The sequence below is a fragment of the Marinobacter salexigens genome (assembly GCF_002806945.1).
Lineage (GTDB): Bacteria > Pseudomonadota > Gammaproteobacteria > Pseudomonadales > Oleiphilaceae > Marinobacter > Marinobacter salexigens.
Map to the genome: position 1 here is coordinate 221810 of NZ_NIHC01000003.1, position 18852 is coordinate 240661.

Annotated in this window: 13 protein-coding genes; 9 read left to right on the plus strand and 4 right to left on the minus strand. The window is 49.3% G+C overall.

Features of this window, described 5'->3' with window-relative positions; translation table 11 throughout:
• Positions 1–71 precede the first annotated feature (71 nt).
• The 8 genes from CDH47_RS05965 to CDH47_RS06000 all read left to right on the plus strand — a co-directional run bounded on the left by CDH47_RS05965 (position 72) and on the right by CDH47_RS06000 (position 13277).
• Positions 72–1385, plus strand: a complete 1314-nt coding sequence (locus CDH47_RS05965; RefSeq protein WP_100638944.1) for a cyclic di-GMP phosphodiesterase — start codon at positions 72–74, stop codon at positions 1383–1385.
• A 22-nt stretch (positions 1386–1407) separates the two neighbouring features.
• Positions 1408–3384 carry a diguanylate cyclase domain-containing protein gene (locus tag CDH47_RS05970; protein ID WP_100638945.1) on the plus strand — a complete coding sequence of 659 codons (1977 nt, stop codon included), beginning with the start codon at positions 1408–1410 and terminating at the stop codon, positions 3382–3384.
• A gap of 115 nt (positions 3385–3499) precedes the next feature.
• The gene (locus CDH47_RS05975) at positions 3500–5053 is read left to right on the plus strand and encodes a methyl-accepting chemotaxis protein (RefSeq protein WP_100638946.1); all 1554 of its coding nucleotides are present in this window, start codon (positions 3500–3502) and stop codon (positions 5051–5053) included.
• A 92-nt stretch (positions 5054–5145) separates the two neighbouring features.
• Complete coding sequence (locus tag CDH47_RS05980) at positions 5146–5775, plus strand: class I SAM-dependent methyltransferase (protein ID WP_100638947.1); 630 nt, start codon at positions 5146–5148, stop codon at positions 5773–5775.
• Between the two features lie 253 nt (positions 5776–6028).
• Positions 6029–7537 (plus strand): ATP-binding protein, encoded by a 1509-nt coding sequence (locus CDH47_RS05985; RefSeq protein ID WP_100638948.1) that lies wholly within the window; start codon positions 6029–6031, stop codon positions 7535–7537.
• Entirely contained in the window at positions 7534–10269 is a 2736-nt protein-coding gene (locus CDH47_RS05990; RefSeq protein ID WP_100638949.1) for a Z1 domain-containing protein, read from the plus strand. Before CDH47_RS05985 ends, CDH47_RS05990 begins: the two co-directional genes overlap by 4 nt.
• Positions 10256–11218: a PD-(D/E)XK motif protein gene (locus tag CDH47_RS05995; protein WP_100638950.1), complete on the plus strand. Its 963-nt coding sequence runs from the start codon at positions 10256–10258 to the stop codon at positions 11216–11218. The genes CDH47_RS05990 and CDH47_RS05995 overlap by 14 nt, the downstream gene beginning before the upstream one ends.
• Positions 11211–13277 (plus strand): AIPR family protein, encoded by a 2067-nt coding sequence (locus tag CDH47_RS06000; RefSeq protein ID WP_100638951.1) that lies wholly within the window; start codon positions 11211–11213, stop codon positions 13275–13277. The genes CDH47_RS05995 and CDH47_RS06000 overlap by 8 nt, the downstream gene beginning before the upstream one ends.
• A 103-nt stretch (positions 13278–13380) precedes the next feature.
• Here CDH47_RS06000 and CDH47_RS06005 read toward each other — a convergent pair whose 3' ends face one another.
• Positions 13381–14943 (minus strand): DNA cytosine methyltransferase, encoded by a 1563-nt coding sequence (locus CDH47_RS06005; protein ID WP_100638952.1) that lies wholly within the window; start codon positions 14941–14943, stop codon positions 13381–13383.
• A 72-nt stretch (positions 14944–15015) separates the two neighbouring features.
• Between CDH47_RS06005 and CDH47_RS06010 the strand changes: the two genes are divergently transcribed.
• Positions 15016–15474, plus strand: coding sequence for a very short patch repair endonuclease (locus tag CDH47_RS06010; protein ID WP_100638953.1), 459 nt, complete (start codon positions 15016–15018; stop codon positions 15472–15474).
• A 4-nt stretch (positions 15475–15478) separates the two neighbouring features.
• Here CDH47_RS06010 and CDH47_RS06015 read toward each other — a convergent pair whose 3' ends face one another.
• The 3 genes from CDH47_RS06015 to CDH47_RS06025 all read right to left on the minus strand — a co-directional run bounded on the left by CDH47_RS06015 (position 15479) and on the right by CDH47_RS06025 (position 18829).
• The gene (locus CDH47_RS06015; protein WP_100638954.1) at positions 15479–15886 is read right to left on the minus strand and encodes a hypothetical protein; all 408 of its coding nucleotides are present in this window, start codon (positions 15884–15886) and stop codon (positions 15479–15481) included.
• 145 nt (positions 15887–16031) lie between these two features.
• Complete coding sequence (locus CDH47_RS06020; protein WP_205077532.1) at positions 16032–17213, minus strand: Fic family protein; 1182 nt, start codon at positions 17211–17213, stop codon at positions 16032–16034.
• Positions 17214–17518: 305 nt separating this feature from the next.
• Positions 17519–18829, minus strand: coding sequence for an NAD(P)/FAD-dependent oxidoreductase (locus CDH47_RS06025; RefSeq protein ID WP_100638956.1), 1311 nt, complete (start codon positions 18827–18829; stop codon positions 17519–17521).
• Positions 18830–18852: the final 23 nt, after the last annotated feature.

The window sequence follows — 18852 nt, forward strand, 5'->3', positions numbered from 1 at the left end:
CAGACTAGGGTCTTGCTTTGCATTTAAACTGTCCAGCGATGATGTCTTAAACTCACTTTTGAGCAAAGCACATGCGCGGCACATACGTTGAACTAATAGAAACCCAGGTTGATGTCGCTGACCTGGAAATCGGAATGCATGTCATCCGATTGGATAGACCTTGGGAAGATACCGACTTTCTTGTTCAGGGATTTATCATCAATGACATGGCAGAGCTTCACGCATTGCGCCGTCAATGCGAGTTCGTGGTGATTCAGGGCGTGGCTGAAAAGCATAGAGAACCAGTGGAGAAAATTACTGGCTCGAACCGGCTCAGTGGATTTTTCAAACGAAACAAAAAAACGGCGCCCGCTAAAGCCGGGCATGTTCCCCGCAGGCGTGTTTCCTATATAAATCAGGTAAGTGTGGGCCGTGAACTGCAAACGGCCACCATGCGGTTTGAAGAAGCCCAGGGCACGGCAAAATCCATCATGTCAGGCTTACGGGTTAGCCGGGCGCTGGATATCAACAACGCACGAGCGGTTGTAAACGATTGTGTTGAGAGTGTGCTGCGCAACGAGAGCGCTTTGATGCTGCTCACCAGAATCAAGAACCAGGATGAATATACCGCGGAGCACTGCATCAACGTATCCATTCTGGCTGCTGCCTTTGGCAAACACCTGGGCATGATAAGGGGTGAAATTCAGAATCTGGCGCTGTGCGGCATGTTACACGACGTTGGAAAAACCAGAATTCCGAATGAGGTACTGAACAAACCAGGCCGCCTCACGAGCGAAGAATTTGATTTAATGAAAAATCACGCAGTTCATGGGCGCACCATTCTCATGAGCACGGGGGCTGCACTGAATACCGCGGTAGATGTTGCCTTCTCCCATCACGAACGTATTGATGGTAAAGGGTATCCACGGGGTCTGCCGGCTGAAAAAATCCCATACTTTGCGAAGATCATTGCGCTGGTTGATACCTACGACGCGATAACCAGTAAGCGGGTATACCAAAAAGCACTCGCATCCATGCATGCACTGGAAATTATTCATAAAAATCGCGGCACCCAGTTTGATGCGGAACTGGCTGATGAATTCATCCAGATGATTGGCGTTTATCCGCCAGGCTCCATTGTTGAAATGATGAACGGAGAGGTGGGCATCGTGGTTGAAAGTGACCCCGACCACAAACTCAAGCCAAAAGTGCTCATGGTGCAGGACGCAAGCAAAATATTCCTGCCCTCTCCATCGGTGCTGGATTTGAAAGCGATGCCGGAAGACGGAGCCGGGGTCGTTTATCATATATCCAGAGAGGTGCCAGATGGCACTTATGGTATTGTTCTGAAGGATTACGTGAAGGAAGGCCTGATTGTCACCGCACCAGCTCTACCGGCCTTTTAAATAAAGCATTATCTGGAAATACATGACAGCTCCGGGAAAACAGCCGCAAGGGTATATCAAGACCGCATTGATCGCCGGTTTGCTTTGCGCCGGAATGTTTACAGCCATAGTCTATGGTGCATTGAGGTATCAGGCGGATGAGCAGCTTGCAGATCTGAAAGTTGCTGAGCAGGCAAGGGTCAGGCTTGCCTCCGGTTTACTCACCCAAAAGTATAACTATGCCGCAAGTGATCTGCGGACGGTTTCAGAACTGCCGGCGACCGAGGCATTCATCAAAACCCGCAACGAGCTTCAGAAAGAGCGGCTAAAACAGGTTTTTCGCGTTCTGCTTGAGCAAAAAGAATTCTACAGCCAAATCCGTTTTCTCGACAGCTCAGGTGCGGAACTGATCAGGCTGGACTATAAATCAGGTCGCAGCCTGGTGACTCCTGAAGATCAGCTTCAGACTAAAAGCACCCGCTATTACTTTACCGGCACCATGGCAAGGCCTGAAGGTGACGTGTACGTTTCCCCTCTCGACCTGAATGTTGAAAACGGAAAGGTTGAGGCTCCCTACCTCCCCATGATTCGATTTGGCGTGCCGGTTTTTGATGAGCTTGGCCAAAAGCAAGGTGCCCTTATCCTCAACATGAAAGGGCAGTCGCTTCTGGACATCTTCAGGCAGAGCATGGGTGAATCCTACCCGGCATTTTTGCTGAACAGTGATGGAGGCGTGTTATCTGGCCCCGATGAGCATAACGAGTGGGGCTTCATGTTTGGCCTTCCGTCGGCATTTAAGCGTGACTACCCGCAGGCATGGCAGCAGATGGCGCAAAACGAAAGTGGCCATGTTGAAACGCCGGCCGGCCTGTTCGTGTTTGAAACGGTTCGCCCACTTCAAGGGTTGGATTCATCAGCTGGCAGCGACGATTACTATTGGAAAGCCGTTGCGTTTTTGCCTCACAGCAGACTGCCAGTTAACGCACTTTTTGTGCACCCATGGGTTGTTGGCTTTTATCTGATTGGCGTTGTGCTGATTTTCGTGGCGGTATTCTATTTCCAGTTTTCCCGGCACAAGCGCCGTGAGCTCAGGCGTGAAAACGCTCAGCAGGCACGGCGTTTCTGGAAAATCTCCAGCGTGCTGGGCGATGGCCTGATCGTAATGGATGGCGAGGGTGTTGTTACCTATATCAACCCGGAGGCTGAGCGTATTCTGGGCTGGAGCTCTGAGGAACTCGTTACCAAACAAGGCCATGACGTATTCCACGTGCATGAGGGGGATGAGTCCACCTGTGCCATCCTGAACGTAATGAACACCCGCGAGCTCTACCGCAGCAAAGATGAGGAGTTTCGCCGTAAAGATAATGCAACCATCCCGGTGATCCTCAATGCTGCGCCCCTGACCAGCGATACCGGCGATGAAGGTGTGGTGATCTCATTCCAGGATTTTTCCGAGATCAAAAAATACCAGGAAAAAATTCAAACCCTCGCTTATCAGGATATTTTGACAGGCCTCCCTAATCGTCGGGCGCTGGACGACAGGCTGAGCCTGGCCATTGCCCTCTCAAGACGCCACTCCCGCTATCTTGGGCTGATGTTCCTGGATCTTGACCACTTCAAAGAAGTGAACGACACCCTTGGTCACGATGCCGGTGATAGTCTCTTGAAAGAAATAGGGGCAAGGCTGAAGAACAGTGTTCGAGAGACAGATACAGTGGCGCGCATGGGCGGGGATGAATTTATCGTGCTGCTGCCGGAAATCTCCTCACCGGAAAGCGCTATAACCGTGGCTGAAAAAATAATAGAAACGGTTGCAGAGCCTGTTTACTTGCCGGAAGGGGTTGGGCGGGTGAGTGTGAGTATCGGAATCGTGGTGGCTCGCGGTGCCGGTATTACCAATGAGGGCCTCATGCAAAGTGCTGATGCAGCCATGTATGAGGCAAAGCGGGCGGGCAAGAACCGGTACTTTATCCGGGAGCACTCACTCCTTGTTGATGAAGGTAAAGGCGGAAGTTACTGATAGTATTGAATTGTTGTTCACTCTTTAAGGGGGGTGAGTTAGCTGCAAATGTTTTACACATCGGCGTTCCTGTACCAGATTGAAGTTATGACACAGGTACGAAGGGACGAATGAAGTGAGAAAAAACTTACCAGTCACGGACACGGAATTTACCTTCCAAGAGCATCAAAAACTCATATCATCGACAGACCTGAGCGGTGAAATACGCCACTGCAATCAAGCGTTTGTTGAGGTGAGCGGGTTTACCCGGGAAGAGCTTGTTGGCCAGCCCCATAATATTGTGCGCCACCCGGATATGCCTCCCGAAGCCTATAAAAATCTATGGTCGCACCTGAAGGCTGGCACACCCTGGATGGGAATGGTCAAAAATCGCCGTAAAAACGGTGATTATTATTGGGTGAGTGCCTACATAACACCCGTTACTGAAAACGGCGAGGTTGTGGGTTATGAATCCGTCAGATCCTGCCCTTCCAGAGACGATATCCAACGCGCTGAAAAGCATTACGCCAGAATTCGCCAAGGCAAAACTCAAGTATCGGCTTTTAAGAAAATCTTACCGGAATCCCTGTTTTTAGCGTTTGTTATAGCTTTGGCAGTACTCTCTTTCCTTGCCGGCAAAGCGATTGTTGCACAGGCTATCCTTCTATTTGGCCTGATCGTATACACGCTTTGGATGCGCCGCTCCCGTCGCCAACTAATAAGCTCAGTCATGCAGCTCCTTGAGAAGAGCTTCACCGACGACCTTGCCGCACGCAGTTACACCGATGACGATCTTGAATCCGGGCGTATGAAGGTCGCCATAATGGCCCAAAAAGCCCATCTGGACGCCGTACTAACCCGCTTGGAAGAAACCGCAGGAGAGGTGAAAGCCGGCGCTGAGCAAGGGCTTGAGGTGACTTACGAATCCCATGAAGCACTCAGAAAACAACAGGCAGAAATCAGTAGCGTTGCGACATCGGTGCACGAGGTATCCCAGACCATAACCGAAGTGTCTTCCAATGTTCAGAGCACCGCCCATCAAGCAGAAGAATCCCGCGGGCGGGCCGACCGCGGTGCCAGTGTGATCAAAACCACCAGAGAAGCGATCGAAGCGCTACAAGCCACCGTGCACAGCATCAGCGAATCCGTGAGCCAGCTGGCCTCAGAAACACAACGAATTGCCAGCGTTGCCAGGATTATTGAAGAAATTGCCGAACAGACCAACCTTCTGGCGCTGAATGCCGCCATTGAAGCGGCAAGGGCTGGTGAATACGGCCGCGGCTTCGCGGTGGTAGCCGATGAGGTGCGGAGCCTGGCCAGGCGCACCCAGGATTCAACCCGGGAAATTCACGAAATTATTGAGGCCCTGCTGTCGAGATCGTCCATCTCGGTTAAAGCTACAGATGAAGGAAAAAAATCAGCCGACAGCGGCCTTACCCATATGCTGGAAGCAGAAACCACACTTGGCCAGATAACCGAATCGGTTGGCACCATTGCTGAAATGTCGATACAGATGGCGGCAGCCATAGAAGAGCAGGCCCAGGTGTTCGATCAGATAAACGAGCAGGTTGAACACATCGCAAGCCTGGGCACTGACAGCCTGCACAAAGGGGATGTGGCCATAAACCGGGTTCAGCGGGTGGAAGGCATAGCGGGTGAACTGCACGAGCTTGTTGTTCGCTTTAAATAAGTAGCCGTTCTAATAGTTGTACTGGTGGTTTGTATTTGTAAAACAGTTGCTTATATTGTTCGTTATCGCCAATAAAAAGAGCCTTGCCCGGCATGAGCCAATCGGTTGCCTATTACAACGCCCATGCCCAGGCGTTTCTGGATGAAACGCTGCATGTAGACATGACGGCGCTGTACGAAGCATTTTTGCCACACCTCCCGGAAAATGCCCACATACTTGATGCTGGCTGCGGCTCTGGCCGGGATTCCCGGGAATTTCTGGCCCGGGGCTATCGCGTAACCGCGTTTGATGCCTCTGAGAAACTGGCCGGGCTTGCATCCAAAGCCATCAACCACCCCGTATCCGTTCGCAGCTTTGATGAGGTTAACGAGTTTCAGGTTTATGATGGCGTCTGGGCCTGCGCAAGCTTGCTCCATCTCCCACGCCAGCAAATACCCCACGCACTCACCCGCCTTTGGCAGGCTTTAAAACCCGGTGGCCTTTTGTACCTCAGTTTTAAACAGGGTGAAGAGGAACGCGAACGCAATGGAAGACACTTTACCGATGCAACCGAAATTGAGCTTGAACGCTGGGCAAATGCTCTGCCGGGGTTGGAGAAGATAACCACCTGGCAAACAGCAGATCGCAGGCCGGGGCGGGATGAGTATTGGGTGAATGGGGTTTTTCACAAGCGTGGTCTTATCGATCCCGTCACAGATATTGATGCCAAGTTTTCGATTTAAAGTTAATGCGTATGGGAAAGTGTAGTGCCGTTGTGTCCGGTAACTATTTGTTACTAAAGACTAAGGTTGAGATACACACATAGCTTGGAACGGGATCGTTTATCAAGCAGTATTGGTTTGCCGAGAGAGTTTTGATGCCCGTGTGTCTAGGGGATGGAGAACTTTAAATCAATGTATCACGCGTTGGTTAGATCTTAGAGAGGACGTACCGGCACTCCTCCCTCGACTAAGTACGAGTAGGATAAATGAGACTATGGAACGAGTTGCAGGCAAAAAAGCGTATCCGGTACGAGAAGTTGATGCTGCACCCTATGCTGCGGCCTTGATTGAAGGTCACAGGGACTTTGGGTACAGCCTCGAAACTGCGTTGGCAGATGTTATTGATAACTCAATATCTGCTGGAGCAAAAACTATTCAGTTAATCGCCAGCACTGCAGTTGAGAAGCCTGTAATAGCCTTAGCGGACAATGGTTCTGGTATGTCTGAAACAGAACTTATAGAGGCCATGCGGCTTGGCTCAAAGAATCCCAAGGATGTTAGGGCCATCGATGATCTGGGGCGTTTCGGGCTTGGACTTAAAAGCGCTAGCTTTTCCCAGTGCCGAAGTTTGACAGTTTTGACTCGCAAAAACGGAAAAGTATCATGCGCGCGCTGGGATCTTGACCGCATATCTCGACGCAACGATTGGTCTCTTGAGCTAATTGATCATCCTGAGAGCACTGTTGGCTATGAGCTATTGAGCGAGACAGGTACGGTAGTTATCTGGGAAAAGCTTGATCGCCTGATAGATGGTTTTGGTGAAGATCGCCCTAAACGTACCAGCTACATGAACGCTGAGCTAGGAAGAGCAGAACGTCACCTTCGACTGGTTTTCCATAGGTTTCTGGAAGGGCGGAATCCAAAGCTTACTTTGTTTCTCAACGACCGGGAGCTCAAGCCTATAGATCCAATGGCTGCATCTCATCCTGCTACTCAAAAAGACCCCGAAGAAGTCCTCCAGCTTAGCAAAGGTAATGTTCGTATTCGCTGTTACACGCTGCCTCACCACAAAAAAATAACACGTGATGAGTGGGAAGAAACGGGTGGGCCAGAGGGCTATCTCAAATCTCAGGGGCTCTATATATACCGGGAAAATCGATTAATTATTGCTGGTGGGTGGCTTGGGCTGGCTCGCCAAACGGAGCTCACAAAATTGTGTCGGATAGCAGTAGACATTCCAAACACGATGGATGCTGAGTGGAAAATTGATGTCAAGAAGGCCTCTGCTCAACTGCCTCCCCTTGTAAGGGAGCGGCTTAAAAAGGTGGTAGAGCGTTTTGTTGGAACTTCAAAACGCACCTATCGCAGGCGTGGCCAAAAGTTAGTGGACGAAACCAAGCACCCCATTTGGACTCGTGTCCAACAGGATGGTGAGATTTCCTTTCGGCCTAATTTGGATCATCCAGTATTCAAGGCATATTCAGATAAGCTTCCGGAGGGCTTGCGTGACGGCTTTAAACGATGTTTGCGTCTTGTTGGTTCAGGTTTACCGGTTGAAACTTTGCACGCGGAACTGGTAGGTAACGCGGAGATGGTTGTGGCTGATGAGGCAGGTGAAGAGGATCTGAGGCAGATGGTCTACGCGACAGCTGATGCTCTTATCCGCAATGGTGTGGAAGCTGATTCTCTTTCAGACACCTTACAAAGTCATCCTTTTCTCAGGTCAAACTGGTACGTAGCCAAACAGATAATTGAAGAGTATTTACGCGAGGGAAATGCATGAGCGGCAGTAATTATGACCAGCTAATGAGTGTGGTTGAATCAGCTTTATTCAATCAGCCACGAAAAACCGAAGAGGAACTGCGGAGTTTAATTGAGGCGTTGGCGAATGCGGTCGCGCCGGAAATTGATGCTGAGGAAAGAGAGCGCCTTGCAAGAGAAGTTGAGGCAAAACAGGGCATCAAAGCCGGATTGGGGGCAGTAGTAGATGGAGATGATTTTGAGCCTTGGCTAGACGACGCAAAAGCGTCCATAGAACCTTTCTATTGGCACCGGTATCAAAAGTTACTATTACAGAATGGGTTGCCTCGAGACGTCGTCACATCAACGGATAAGGTTACCGACAAAATACTCGGCCGATTGGGGAACCCTAGGAAACAGGTAGCTTGGGACAGGCGGGGAATGGTTGTTGGCCACGTCCAGAGCGGAAAAACTGCGAACTACACCGGCCTTATTTGTAAGGCTGCAGACGCTGGGTATCGTTTGATCATAGTAATTGCAGGTATTCATAACAATTTGAGAAACCAGACCCAGGCCAGAATCGATGAAGGGTTTATTGGCAGGGATACCGGCCGAGTCCAAGAAAAGGGAAAAGGGGGCGCTCGGTACACAGTAGGCGTTGGACAATTTGACCCTAACAGAACGCCGGTAAGTCTGACGAATACTTTGAGAGACTTTAATAAGGAAACTGCGTCAACTAATACTAGTGAAATAGATTCATATAAAGTTCCTGTTGTTCTTGTTATTAAAAAAAACCACCGAACACTTGCGAACCTTCTTGATTGGCTGCGAGATAATAGCACAAGAGGTGATCGGGAGATGATTGATCAGCCCATGATTCTAATTGATGATGAGGCTGATAATGCTTCGATAAATACCGGATACAATAAAAAGTTGGTGACCAAGATTAATAGCCAAATCCGTGACTTGTTGAGTATGTTCCACCGAAGCTGCTATGTCGGATACACTGCAACTCCTTTTGCTAATATCTTCATCGATCCAGATCAAGATGACGAAATGTTCAATGAAGACCTGTTTCCCAGAGATTTCATCATCGGTCTTGATGCACCGACAAATTATTTTGGACCACGTAAACTATTTATTGATGGCATACCGGAGGAAGGCGAACCAGTCTGGCTAAGATACATAACGGATAATGAGGACATTCTTCCGGTAAAGCACAAAATTGATCATCAATTAGATAGCCTGCCTGATTCTTTGATAAAGGCTGTACGAACCTTCTTGCTAGCGCGAGTAATCAGAAATCTTCGCGGCCATGCATCTTCCCATTGTTCAATGTTAGTGAACGCCAGTCGATTTACTGATGTTCAGGGAAAGCTAAGAAATCGCATTCACGAAACACTTGAGTATGTAAAAAATGCGGCAAGAGTTAATGCCGCACGCGGAACTGCTGCTCTGGAAGACCCCGAGATTGCTGCTTTATATCATGTTTGGTTGCAAGAATACTCAGAAACTGAGTTCAGCTGGGACGTCATTCAGAAGAGTCTGTTAGAAAGTATAGCTTCTGCGAAGGTTGTTGAAGTTAACAGTAGAGCTAATGATCTTGATTATTCTGCAGCAGGAGAAAGAGGTCAGACTGTTATTGCAGTCGGAGGTTTTTCGTTATCCCGGGGACTAACATTGGAGGGATTGACAGTCACCTGGTTTCTAAGAAATACAATGATGTATGACACCCTGATGCAAATGGGTCGCTGGTTTGGCTACAGAGGTGGGTACGAGGATTTGTGTCGTGTTTGGATGCCACCAGAGGCGATCGATTGGTATGCATTCATAGCGAACGCTTCCGAAGAGCTTCACGAAGAACTGAAAATAATGGAGAAAGCAAAAGCAACGCCCAAAATGTTCGGGTTGGCAGTCAGGAGTCACCCAGCCTCTCTTCTGGTCACGGCTAGAAACAAGATGGGATCAGGGAGAAAAGTTACTACGATGGTAGGGCTCTCCAACCGGTTTATAGAAACCGCTAAGGTGAGCGTCACATCAGAGGATCTAACCGCGAACATGGCAATATCAAAATCCTTCGTCGGATATTTGATTGATGGCGAACTTGAGCATGAAGTTACCGAGTGGGGGTACCTTTGGAGAGGAGTTCGTTGGGAGAGCATTGACCAGTTTTTGGCCGGCTGGCGAAATGCGGAACAAAGTGTCACTACAGAAACTGGACCCGTCCGTAAATATATTCAGGCTCGAAGCGACGGGGAGCTCCAAAAATGGGATGTTCTGATTACATCAAAAAAATCTGGAGAGCCAGATTACTCCTTGGGTCTCCAGATTATACCTGCGGAACGAAAAGTCAGTATTAGCGACCCTAAACATGCTTATATGTCATTTAGTGGTAAAGGCATGAGGTTAGCGTCAAGAGGAATTGAAAAAGCCGGGCTTGCTCCTAGTGAGGCGCTTCAAGCGGAGGAAAGCTTTCGTTTGGCAAATAATAAAAACAAGGGTGATGTTGTGAATTATCCGGATAAAGCGTATCGCCAAATGAGAACCAAAGGGCTATTTATTCTGCATTTGGTTCAACCGAAAAAGCCTGCAGAAGATTCACAGGCGAAGTATCGTGATTTGATACCGCAAGCACCTGTAGTCGGCTGGGGTATCAGTTTGCCAGTTTCATCCCGTCCGACTGAAAAAGTAGAGTATGTTGTGAATACAGTCAGATATACCGAGTTGTTTGGGGATGAAGATGAGGATCAGGAGTCAGAATATGACGAGCCCTGATCCTTGGAGCAAACTGCCCCCGGATGAAGCCCGGCGAGTGAGTGCCACGGGGCAATTCGATTTTTTTTGGGTGACACTTGAGCTTGGTATGCCAGGCTTGATGTTGCGACTTCCGCAGTTGCCGGATCCTCTTCCCGAGCTTCCCAAATTAAAGAATCTCTCAGTTTGTTTTCGCACATCTGCTTCAGCTCCTGCTTTTGTTCTCGCTCTAAAAGAACAAAGTCAGGTAGAAATATTCGAAACGCTCTGTCGGGACGTTGTTTCTGCGTGTGAATCTGCTGACAGCATTGACCACGCCCTGAATAGGGCGATACAGCGCACCCGTCGATGGCACCATCTTCTCAGAGGTGGCAGTAGAGCTGGTTTGTCTATTGAGGAGCAGAGAGGGCTTGTGGGTGAGCTGGCGGTTCTCAGGGAACTTATAGCCGGCCTGGGTCCGGAAGCTGCTATTGACGCATGGAAAGGGCCAAGTAGAGCTACGAAGGATTTCGAATTCATCGGAACTTGCATCGAGGTGAAGACTCGTCGCGTTGCTGCCAAACCTTTTGTTTCAATCTCTTCAGCGGAGCAGTTGGCGGACGTTGAAGGCTGCCGGCTGTTTATGCGTATTGTTAATGTGGCGTCTGCAGTTACTCCTGTAGGGCAAAGCTTGCATGACCATGTAGAAATGACTGCTCAACTTTTCGCCGAAACCGTAACCGCTATCGATGATTGGGAAGTAGCTTTATATGATTATGGATATGATCCCGAAAATGACTATGGCGGGCGCCGCTGGCAATTGGGGGAAGTAAAAACTTATGAGGTAATAGACGACTTTCCGCGTATTGGTGTTCCGTTGCCACCTGGTATTGAAATGGTTAAATATGCATTGTCTATCGAAGCTTGCGCCAGATTTGAAAAAGAAATTGACCTAGTTGAAGTAATCAGGGATGGATTGAAAAATGGATGAATTATATAACTTTCACCATGAATTAATTGCCGATATACAAGGTGATGCCGATGCTTTGGGTGTGGTTACTACAGAAGCATTTTTTGAGAAAGTGGCAGAGCTTTTATCAGAGGCTGGTGAAATTGATGAAGCAAACAGGGCCTATTATGACGGAAAATATTCATTCCATCATATATTAGTCGACGGTTATGGTGGTGACCCTGGTGAAAACTCTGACGTTCTTACCCTTATATTATGTGACTTTGCGTTAAGTGATGATGTGCGAGTGGTCAATAAGGCGCATGTGGAGCGACTACGAAATAAGCTCTATAATTTTCTCTTGGCCAGTTTGAATGCTGATTTCCGGGATCGCCTGGAAGAGACCAGTGCCGGTTTTGGGTTGGCAGACCTGATTGTCACAAGGTGGAAATCAGTACAAAAAGTAAAGTTAATCATTGTGACAAATGGGAATTTTAGTGCCCGGTCAGATGCCGACAATCTTGCTGCGGTTGATGGAAAGCAGCTCACCCTTAGCGTTTGGGATCTCAAACGCTTAAAGCAGTTCATGGAGCAAGGTCAAGCTAGGGCAGACCTTGTCATTGATTTTGAGAGTGACTTTGGTGGTGGTATTCCGGTGCTGAGAGCATCCGGAGGAGAGGGGGCGTTTGAAAGCTATCTAGCAGTGATTCCGGGGGCGCAGTTGGCTGGTATTTACGAAAAATGGGGGCCGCGCCTTCTTGAGGCAAACGTCCGAAGCTTCCTGCAAGCTAGAGGTAAGGTAAACCAAGGCATTAGAAATACGATACGAGATGAGCCTAATATGTTTTTCTCGTACAACAATGGATTAAGCGCCACTGCAGATGGTGTTGATATCAAGCAAACCTCTTCGGGACTCGAAATGGTGCGCGTGGATAACCTGCAAATTGTTAACGGTGGTCAGACCACGGCCTCCTTACATGCTGCGAGAAAAACGTTTGAGGATCAGCTCAGCGATGTTCATGTACAGATGAAGCTCACTATTGTTCCTCGCTCTCAGTCTGAAAATGTTGTACCCCGAATCTCAGAATACGCGAACAGTCAGAATAAAGTTAACGCTGCAGATTTTTTTGCGAATCACCCCTTTCATATACAGGTTGAGGACTTTTCCCGCCGCATACTCGCCCCAGCCGGGGAGGATGGATATCGAGAAACAAAGTGGTTTTATGAGCGCGCTAGAGGTCAGTATGCTGATGAAAGGGGCCGTCGCACTCCAGCAGAAAGAAAGAAATATGACGCTGAGTTTCCAAGGAGCCAATTCTTCACAAAAACTGATCTTGCCAAGTATGAGAACACCTTTGAATGTATGCCACATATTGTAAGCCGTGGCGCGCAGAAAAATTTTGCCGAGTTTGCAAAGAATATTGGAAAGAATTGGGGTAAAGAAGGTGCTGTTTTTGACGAGCTATGGTTTAAACGATTAATAGCAAAAACAATCCTCTTTCGCACTATGGAAAAGCTCGTCTCCAGTGCTGATTGGTATCAGGGTGGGTACCGGGCTAATATCGTTACGTACGGTATATCGAAAGTTGTTTTTGATGCCAAGCAACATGGGCAAGTAATAGACCTTGATTTGATTTGGAAGAGCCAGCAAGTTTCACTAACTCTGAAAGCCGCACTATTGGCAGCGGGGGTAGTTGCCCAAGATGTAATAAATCATCCGCCGGAGGGAGTTCGAAATGCTAGTGAATGGGCAAAGAAGGAGGTTTGTTGGACGTGGCTGACTGAAGCAGAGGTAAATTATCCGGTGAAATTTGAGCGCGTGCTAATTTCTGCGGGCGCAGCGAGGAGTCGCGTCAAGGAGGCAAAGGCAGAGGCAAAACTTGATAGCAATGTTAATGCAGAAATAGAGGTTCACCGTCTGGGAAGTCACCTTTGGACGAAAGCTCGAGATTGGGCTCGTGAAAGAGGCATGTTGACCCCGAAAGAGCTAGGTGTGGTGGAAACCTGTGCGGCCATTCCTAGGAAAATGCCATCTGAAAAGCAATGCATTGTTGCCCTATCGGCACTGAATAAACTAAAGGATGAGGGGTTTCAAAGCTAATTTCTTCGCTACTCCCCCATGTCGCAATGGGGAGCGGTTACATGTCCGGCGCATGCTTGGTCATGCAACACGTCATTGGTTTTTTCCTTTGCTTCTTCACCAATTAGCAAAGAAGCTCATGAACAACCAAGGCAATCTTTTTAGCCAATAAAGGGGGCACGGCATTCCCGACCTGAACGTACTGCTGAGTCCGGTTTCCCTCGAAGAAATAATTATCAGGAAACGTCTGAATCCTTGCGGCTTCACGAACAGTGAGGCTGCGACATTGTGCAGGATCATAGTGAATGAAGTAGTGCCCGTCTTTTGAAATATGACTGGTAACGGTGCTTGCTACTTTGTGGCGAGATTGAACCTTGAAGCGATCTGCAAAGTGGCCACTTTTCCAGTTTTTATGAGCGGGTGCCAGCTCGTCTGGGTAGTCTGAAGATCTTGGGGATGCGCCTCCGTTGATCTCTGCATAGCAGCTAGCATAGAAGTACCTGTGCAGATCCTCCGGCATATGATTTCTCGCCTGGTGATTTGGGACGCCTCCCAGCTCTTTGTCCAAGTACCAATTTCGTAAGTCTTCAGGCATTCGTTCAAGGTTCTTTTCGGCTTGCTCTACAAATGGCAGGCCTTGGCCTGGATCTACACTAGGCCGACTGCCGGCTTCCCGTGCAAATCTTTTTGCTGCATTACGAAGCGCGGGTGTTGAGCTCGCATGGCCTTCGGCCTTTTTCAAATTATCAAGCCACGCCTTAAAATCGTTCTCAAGAACCTTGGTTTGACCACTTCTTAGAGAGGGAAGGTCATATAGGACTTGGTCGGCAGTTATTAACTTGTCGGTCTGCCACTGACAGAGGAGTTGGGCGCTGGGTACTTTCTGCTGATGGTCTTTCCTCACACCCAGAATAATGACTCGGTGGCGAGCTTGGGGGATGCCAAACTCCTCTGCACGTATAACAAAGTCTTTACCTGAGTACTTAGCACGTCCTTTGCCTATTTCCACCGCCAAGGGATAGAGATCGTACTCCACGTCACTGCCATGATTGCCAACGGCTTTGCCGGGATGCCGTAAATCTTTCTGGATCTCTTCGAAGATAGGATTTCCATTTACCTTGGATGTCAGGATGCCTTTTACGTTCTCCATTACAAAAACGTCTGGATTCACAAGGTCCAGAACCTTGAGATATTCCTGATAAAGGAAATGCCGAGCGTCGTCCTCGGGCTGATAAGACTTGTTGCCCTTGTTTCGTGCCCTCCCGACTAACGAGTAGGCTTGACAAGGTGGGCCACCAATTACAACTGTTGGCCCTTCGTGTCCTTTTAGAGCATCCTCAATTGCCGTAAAAATCTCATCGTGGTCTTCGCTACCAAGCGCCTTTGGGCCCCCCAGCGTTTCTTGCTTCGCGGCTTGGAGCTTTTCGGCGTATTGGCTGAAAGCCTCGTCCAAGTCCCCCCGGCCACCTGAACGAATGTAATCGTAATATGCCTTTGGCACTTTTTCGCCTCGGAACTGGCGAAAGAACGCTCTGAGCGTTAGTGTTTTGTGTGCGCTTGGTTCCATTTCTACAGAAGCGGCGATCTGGAATGGGAAGGCTCCGCTGCTGGTTTTCAGAGCTGAAAAACCTTCCCCCAGACCGCCCGGCCCAGCGAAAAGATCAATTATTTTGATTTGGTTTTTCATGAGAAGATCACTGAAAGTTGATGGCGCATTAGCATACCAGGCCTCTAAATGAATTCCAGGCTTTAATACCAAATGGTTGATATTGTTGATCAGAAAACACGCTCACGAATGATGTCCGGTATCCGTGGCAAAAACACAAAACCGGAGCTTGTTATCCGGCAAGCGCTACATGCAAAGGGTTTCCGGTACCGCCTCCACCGCAAGGATCTTGCAGGCAGGCCAGACATTGTGCTTCCGCGATACAGGGCCGTTATATTTGTAAACGGGTGCTTTTGGCATGGGCACAGTTGTCACTTGTTCAAGTGGCCTGCAACGCGACCAGATTTCTGGCGTGCGAAAATCGAAGCTAACCAAGCGCGTGATCGTAAAAACATCGACACACTGCTGGGCCAAGGCTGGCGAGTGTTCGTTCTATGGGAATGTTCCATAAAAGGCGCAGCTGCCAAGTCTTTTGCCCCTGTCATTGATGACCTGTCAGCATGGATTGCTGGCTCGGACGTTTTCGGTGAAACAAGCCCGGACTGGCCTTGAACCCTCAGCTGAAAGAAGCTTCGATATCAATATAGTCGGCTGCGCTTCCTTTTCTTCCTGAACCCAGCCAAGCGCTGAGAGCATCTGCCACGACATTGAAGTGGTCACATACTTTCTGCACCTCCCAGCCCCACTCATAAAAGCTTCCAACTTTGGAGCCGTGGAGGGCTTCGTCCACCAAGTACATATTATGATCGCAATATTCCCCAATCGCCGCGAAATCGGAAATGTCTTCGGGTAAAAAACTTTGTTCAATATCCCGTTCTATCCAGGCTTGGGCGACGAGCACTCGATATCGAATAACGTCTTTGGGCGTAACCGTGTCCGGGTTGGGAATCGGGATAGTGAGGCGGAGAGTTCTGTCGATGCCTTCATCAAGAACGCTCTTTGAGGTTTGAAGTTCCTTCTTCATAGTGGTGCTCCCTGAAAACAATCACTGTATTTATATACAGTATACTAGGGAGGGCGATATTTGCAATTTTGACGTTACACTCAGGTCACAAAATCGTGCGATTTTTCCTTGTTTTTCTTGGTCGCAGTTCTGTGACGCCATCTGGCTACCCATTCTTGATCAGATCAATCATGTTTGCCGGTGCAACAAAAACATCCTTTTTGCCCATCTTGTACTTTCTTAACAGCTTGAAATCGTCCGAGAGGGCTAATAAGTCCGTTCTCGCGGTCTGGTAGGCAATTCCATGGGAGTTCTGGTGGGATTTGATCGTATATTCCATTCCCGGATTATCCAGTCCGTTTTTCAGCAGTCCCAACTGCCTGTAATTCAAAACCCCGCTCAGTTTCGATTTTTCAAGCAACCTTTCGGCTTCCCTGTATTCGCTTGCCTTGTCCGCAAGGTAGCTATGCAAGTCCTTTATGGCTTTTTTTATAACCTCAAGCTGATGGATGATGAAATAGGTTGCGTCATTGCTGTCGGTTTCTGTGTGAAGGTAGGCGTACATGTATTGCGCCGGAGCCTGCTTTATTATTCTTGATATGGAAATATATTCCATCAGCCAATAGCCTTCCTTGGCCATCATCCAGTAAAAAAGTGCCCTTGCCGTCCTGCCATTGCCGTCAACAAATGGGTGGTCGTAACCAATCATGAAGTGGATAACGATGGCTCGAATGACAGGCGGTATGAAGTAGGCATCGTTTTCATTATCCATGTTTGCAAAGTTGCAAATCATCTGCAGCCGGTTTTCGAGTTCCTCGCAGGGTGGCGGGGTATGCAGTAGCTTGTCATCGTGAGAGTAAACCCTGATGTCATCGTGTTTACCCCGGAGCACACCGGCTTTTCCTGCATCTTCGTCTGATAGGGTGTCGTCCGTAACAATTCGGTGCAGTTCGAATATCATGGATTTTGTAAGCAATTCACCCTTGTATTCATGGATGAAATTCATGGCGTTATAGTTGTTGAGGATCATTTTTTCGGAATGATCTTTGGGCCTTCTTCCCGAACGTAACATTTCCTTGGCAACACGACGGGTTGTGGAGGCACCTTCCAATTGGCTTGAATTGATTGCTTCTTCAATAAGGGAATTTATAAGGTAGGTTTGCTTGGTTCGCGGGTCTGATATTTTGCTGTCAGCTTCTATTGCACCAGTGGCGTTTTCACTGATCCACAGAATATCCCGTATCACTGTATCTGGCATGCAGAACTGGAATGGTGCTCCATTTTTGTCCCTGAAAGGCAGCTCCCTTGAAATCCGGTTTCGAGCATCCCGCATCACCAGCCAGTACAATTCTGCATCATACCCTTCTGGCACGGTCAGATGTCTGAGTTTGTCCCAGTGCAGGTATCGGCCCTGGCTGTCGCATGGCCCAACAGCCCGATTGAATAGAAGCGCGATTTTGTCTGCGTCACCACTTTTGAGGATTTCGAGCAGGTTTTTTTGTGGCGGCGGTGAGGCAGGAACTTTCATCATTTTCCCCCAAGTACTAAATTCCAAAAAATTAGTATAAGCGTGGGTGCTCGCCACATCTACTAGAATTGTGAAATTTAGTACGTTGATCGAGGGGCTGGGTTGAGTCGCGGGTTTTCAGCCCATCAATGCAACTTCATCCGAGGCTGCATCGCCCTGCTAATCTTATCCATAAACCAGATTACCCCTGTTCGCAGAAAGCCGTGCAGAGCTACCTGGTGCATGCGGTAGAGCGACACATAAAACAGCCGGGCTACCTTGCCTTCAATGTACATGCTGCGGCCCGAAAGGTTGCCCATCAGGTTGCCTACGGTGGTGTAGTGGCTGAAGTTGATGAGCGAGCCGTAGTCGTTGTACACAAAGGGCACGGCATCTTTGCCTTCCAGCCGGTTGCACAGGGTTTTGAACAGGGTGTCGGCTTGTTGGTGTGCGGCCTGGGCGCGGGGCGCTACGGGCCGGTCTGAATCCGGTTGCGGGCAGGCGGCGCAGTCGCCGAAGGCGAATATGTCTGCATCCTGGGTGGTTTGCAGGGTTTGGTGCACTATCAGCTGGTTGCTACGGTTGGATTCCAGCCCGTCGAGGTTGGCCAGAAAAGCCGGGGCTTTAATGCCGGCAGCCCAGATGGTCATTTCCGAGGGCAGTTCGGTGCCGTCTTTCAGTACTACAAGGCCGGGGCGAATCTCGCTTACGGGTTGGCCATTGAGAACTTTCACATGCTGGCGGCCGAGTTCTTTGGTGGCGGCTGAAGAAAGCCGGCCGGGGAGCGCGGGCAGGATTCTGTCTGCGGCTTCTATCACGGTAATGGTTACATCCGAGGCTTGCAGGTGGTTCATGCCATATACCGGCAATTCCCGGGAGGCCATTCGCAGTTCGGCCGCCAGCTCAACACCTGTGGCGCCTGCGCCTATAATGCTGATGTTGAGCTTGTGCTCCCGGCCCTGCATGGCGTCGTGGTTTTTGCGCAGAAAGGCGTTGAGCATCAGGTTGTGGAAGCGCCGTGCCTGCTGCAGGCTGTCGAGGAACAAGCAGTTCTCCTGTGCCCCCGGTGTGCCAAAGTCGTTGGCGGTGCTGCCCACAGCCAGCACCAGGGTGTCGTATTTCAGGCGGCGTTCAGGCACAACTTCATTGCCCTCGCCGTCCACAAACGGGGCAATAATCAGCTCTTTCGCCTCACGGTTGAGGCCGTTCATGCGCCCCAGCTGGAATTCGTAGTGATGCCTGCGGGCATGAGCCCGGTAGTTTACTTCGTTGGAGTTGGCATCCAGTGAGCCAGAGGCCACTTCGTGCAAAAGAGGCTTCCACACGTGGGTTAGCCCGGCGTCTACCAGGGTTACGCGGGCTTTGCCTTTTTTGCCGAGTTTTCTGCCCAGGCTGGTAACAAGTTCGAGGCCGCCGGCACCACCGCCGACCACTACAATGTGATGAAGGTTATCCATAGCGTTCAGACCTTTAAGTAATG

Excerpts from the sequence above, each read along its gene's own strand:
- CDH47_RS06025 (WP_100638956.1), bottom strand. The coding sequence starts at position 18,829 with ATGGATAACCTTCATCACATTGTAGTGGTCGGCGGTGGTGCCGGCGGC.
- CDH47_RS05970 (WP_100638945.1), top strand. The coding sequence starts at position 1,408 with ATGACAGCTCCGGGAAAACAGCCGCAAGGGTATATCAAGACCGCATTG.
- CDH47_RS06000 (WP_100638951.1), top strand. The coding sequence starts at position 11,211 with ATGGATGAATTATATAACTTTCACCATGAATTAATTGCCGATATACAA.
- CDH47_RS05965 (WP_100638944.1), top strand. The coding sequence starts at position 72 with ATGCGCGGCACATACGTTGAACTAATAGAAACCCAGGTTGATGTCGCT.
- CDH47_RS06005 (WP_100638952.1), bottom strand. The coding sequence starts at position 14,943 with ATGAAAAACCAAATCAAAATAATTGATCTTTTCGCTGGGCCGGGCGGT.
- CDH47_RS05985 (WP_100638948.1), top strand. The coding sequence starts at position 6,029 with ATGGAACGAGTTGCAGGCAAAAAAGCGTATCCGGTACGAGAAGTTGAT.
- CDH47_RS05995 (WP_100638950.1), top strand. The coding sequence starts at position 10,256 with ATGACGAGCCCTGATCCTTGGAGCAAACTGCCCCCGGATGAAGCCCGG.
- CDH47_RS05980 (WP_100638947.1), top strand. The coding sequence starts at position 5,146 with ATGAGCCAATCGGTTGCCTATTACAACGCCCATGCCCAGGCGTTTCTG.
- CDH47_RS06015 (WP_100638954.1), bottom strand. The coding sequence starts at position 15,886 with ATGAAGAAGGAACTTCAAACCTCAAAGAGCGTTCTTGATGAAGGCATC.
- CDH47_RS05990 (WP_100638949.1), top strand. The coding sequence starts at position 7,534 with ATGAGCGGCAGTAATTATGACCAGCTAATGAGTGTGGTTGAATCAGCT.
- CDH47_RS06010 (WP_100638953.1), top strand. The coding sequence starts at position 15,016 with ATGGTTGATATTGTTGATCAGAAAACACGCTCACGAATGATGTCCGGT.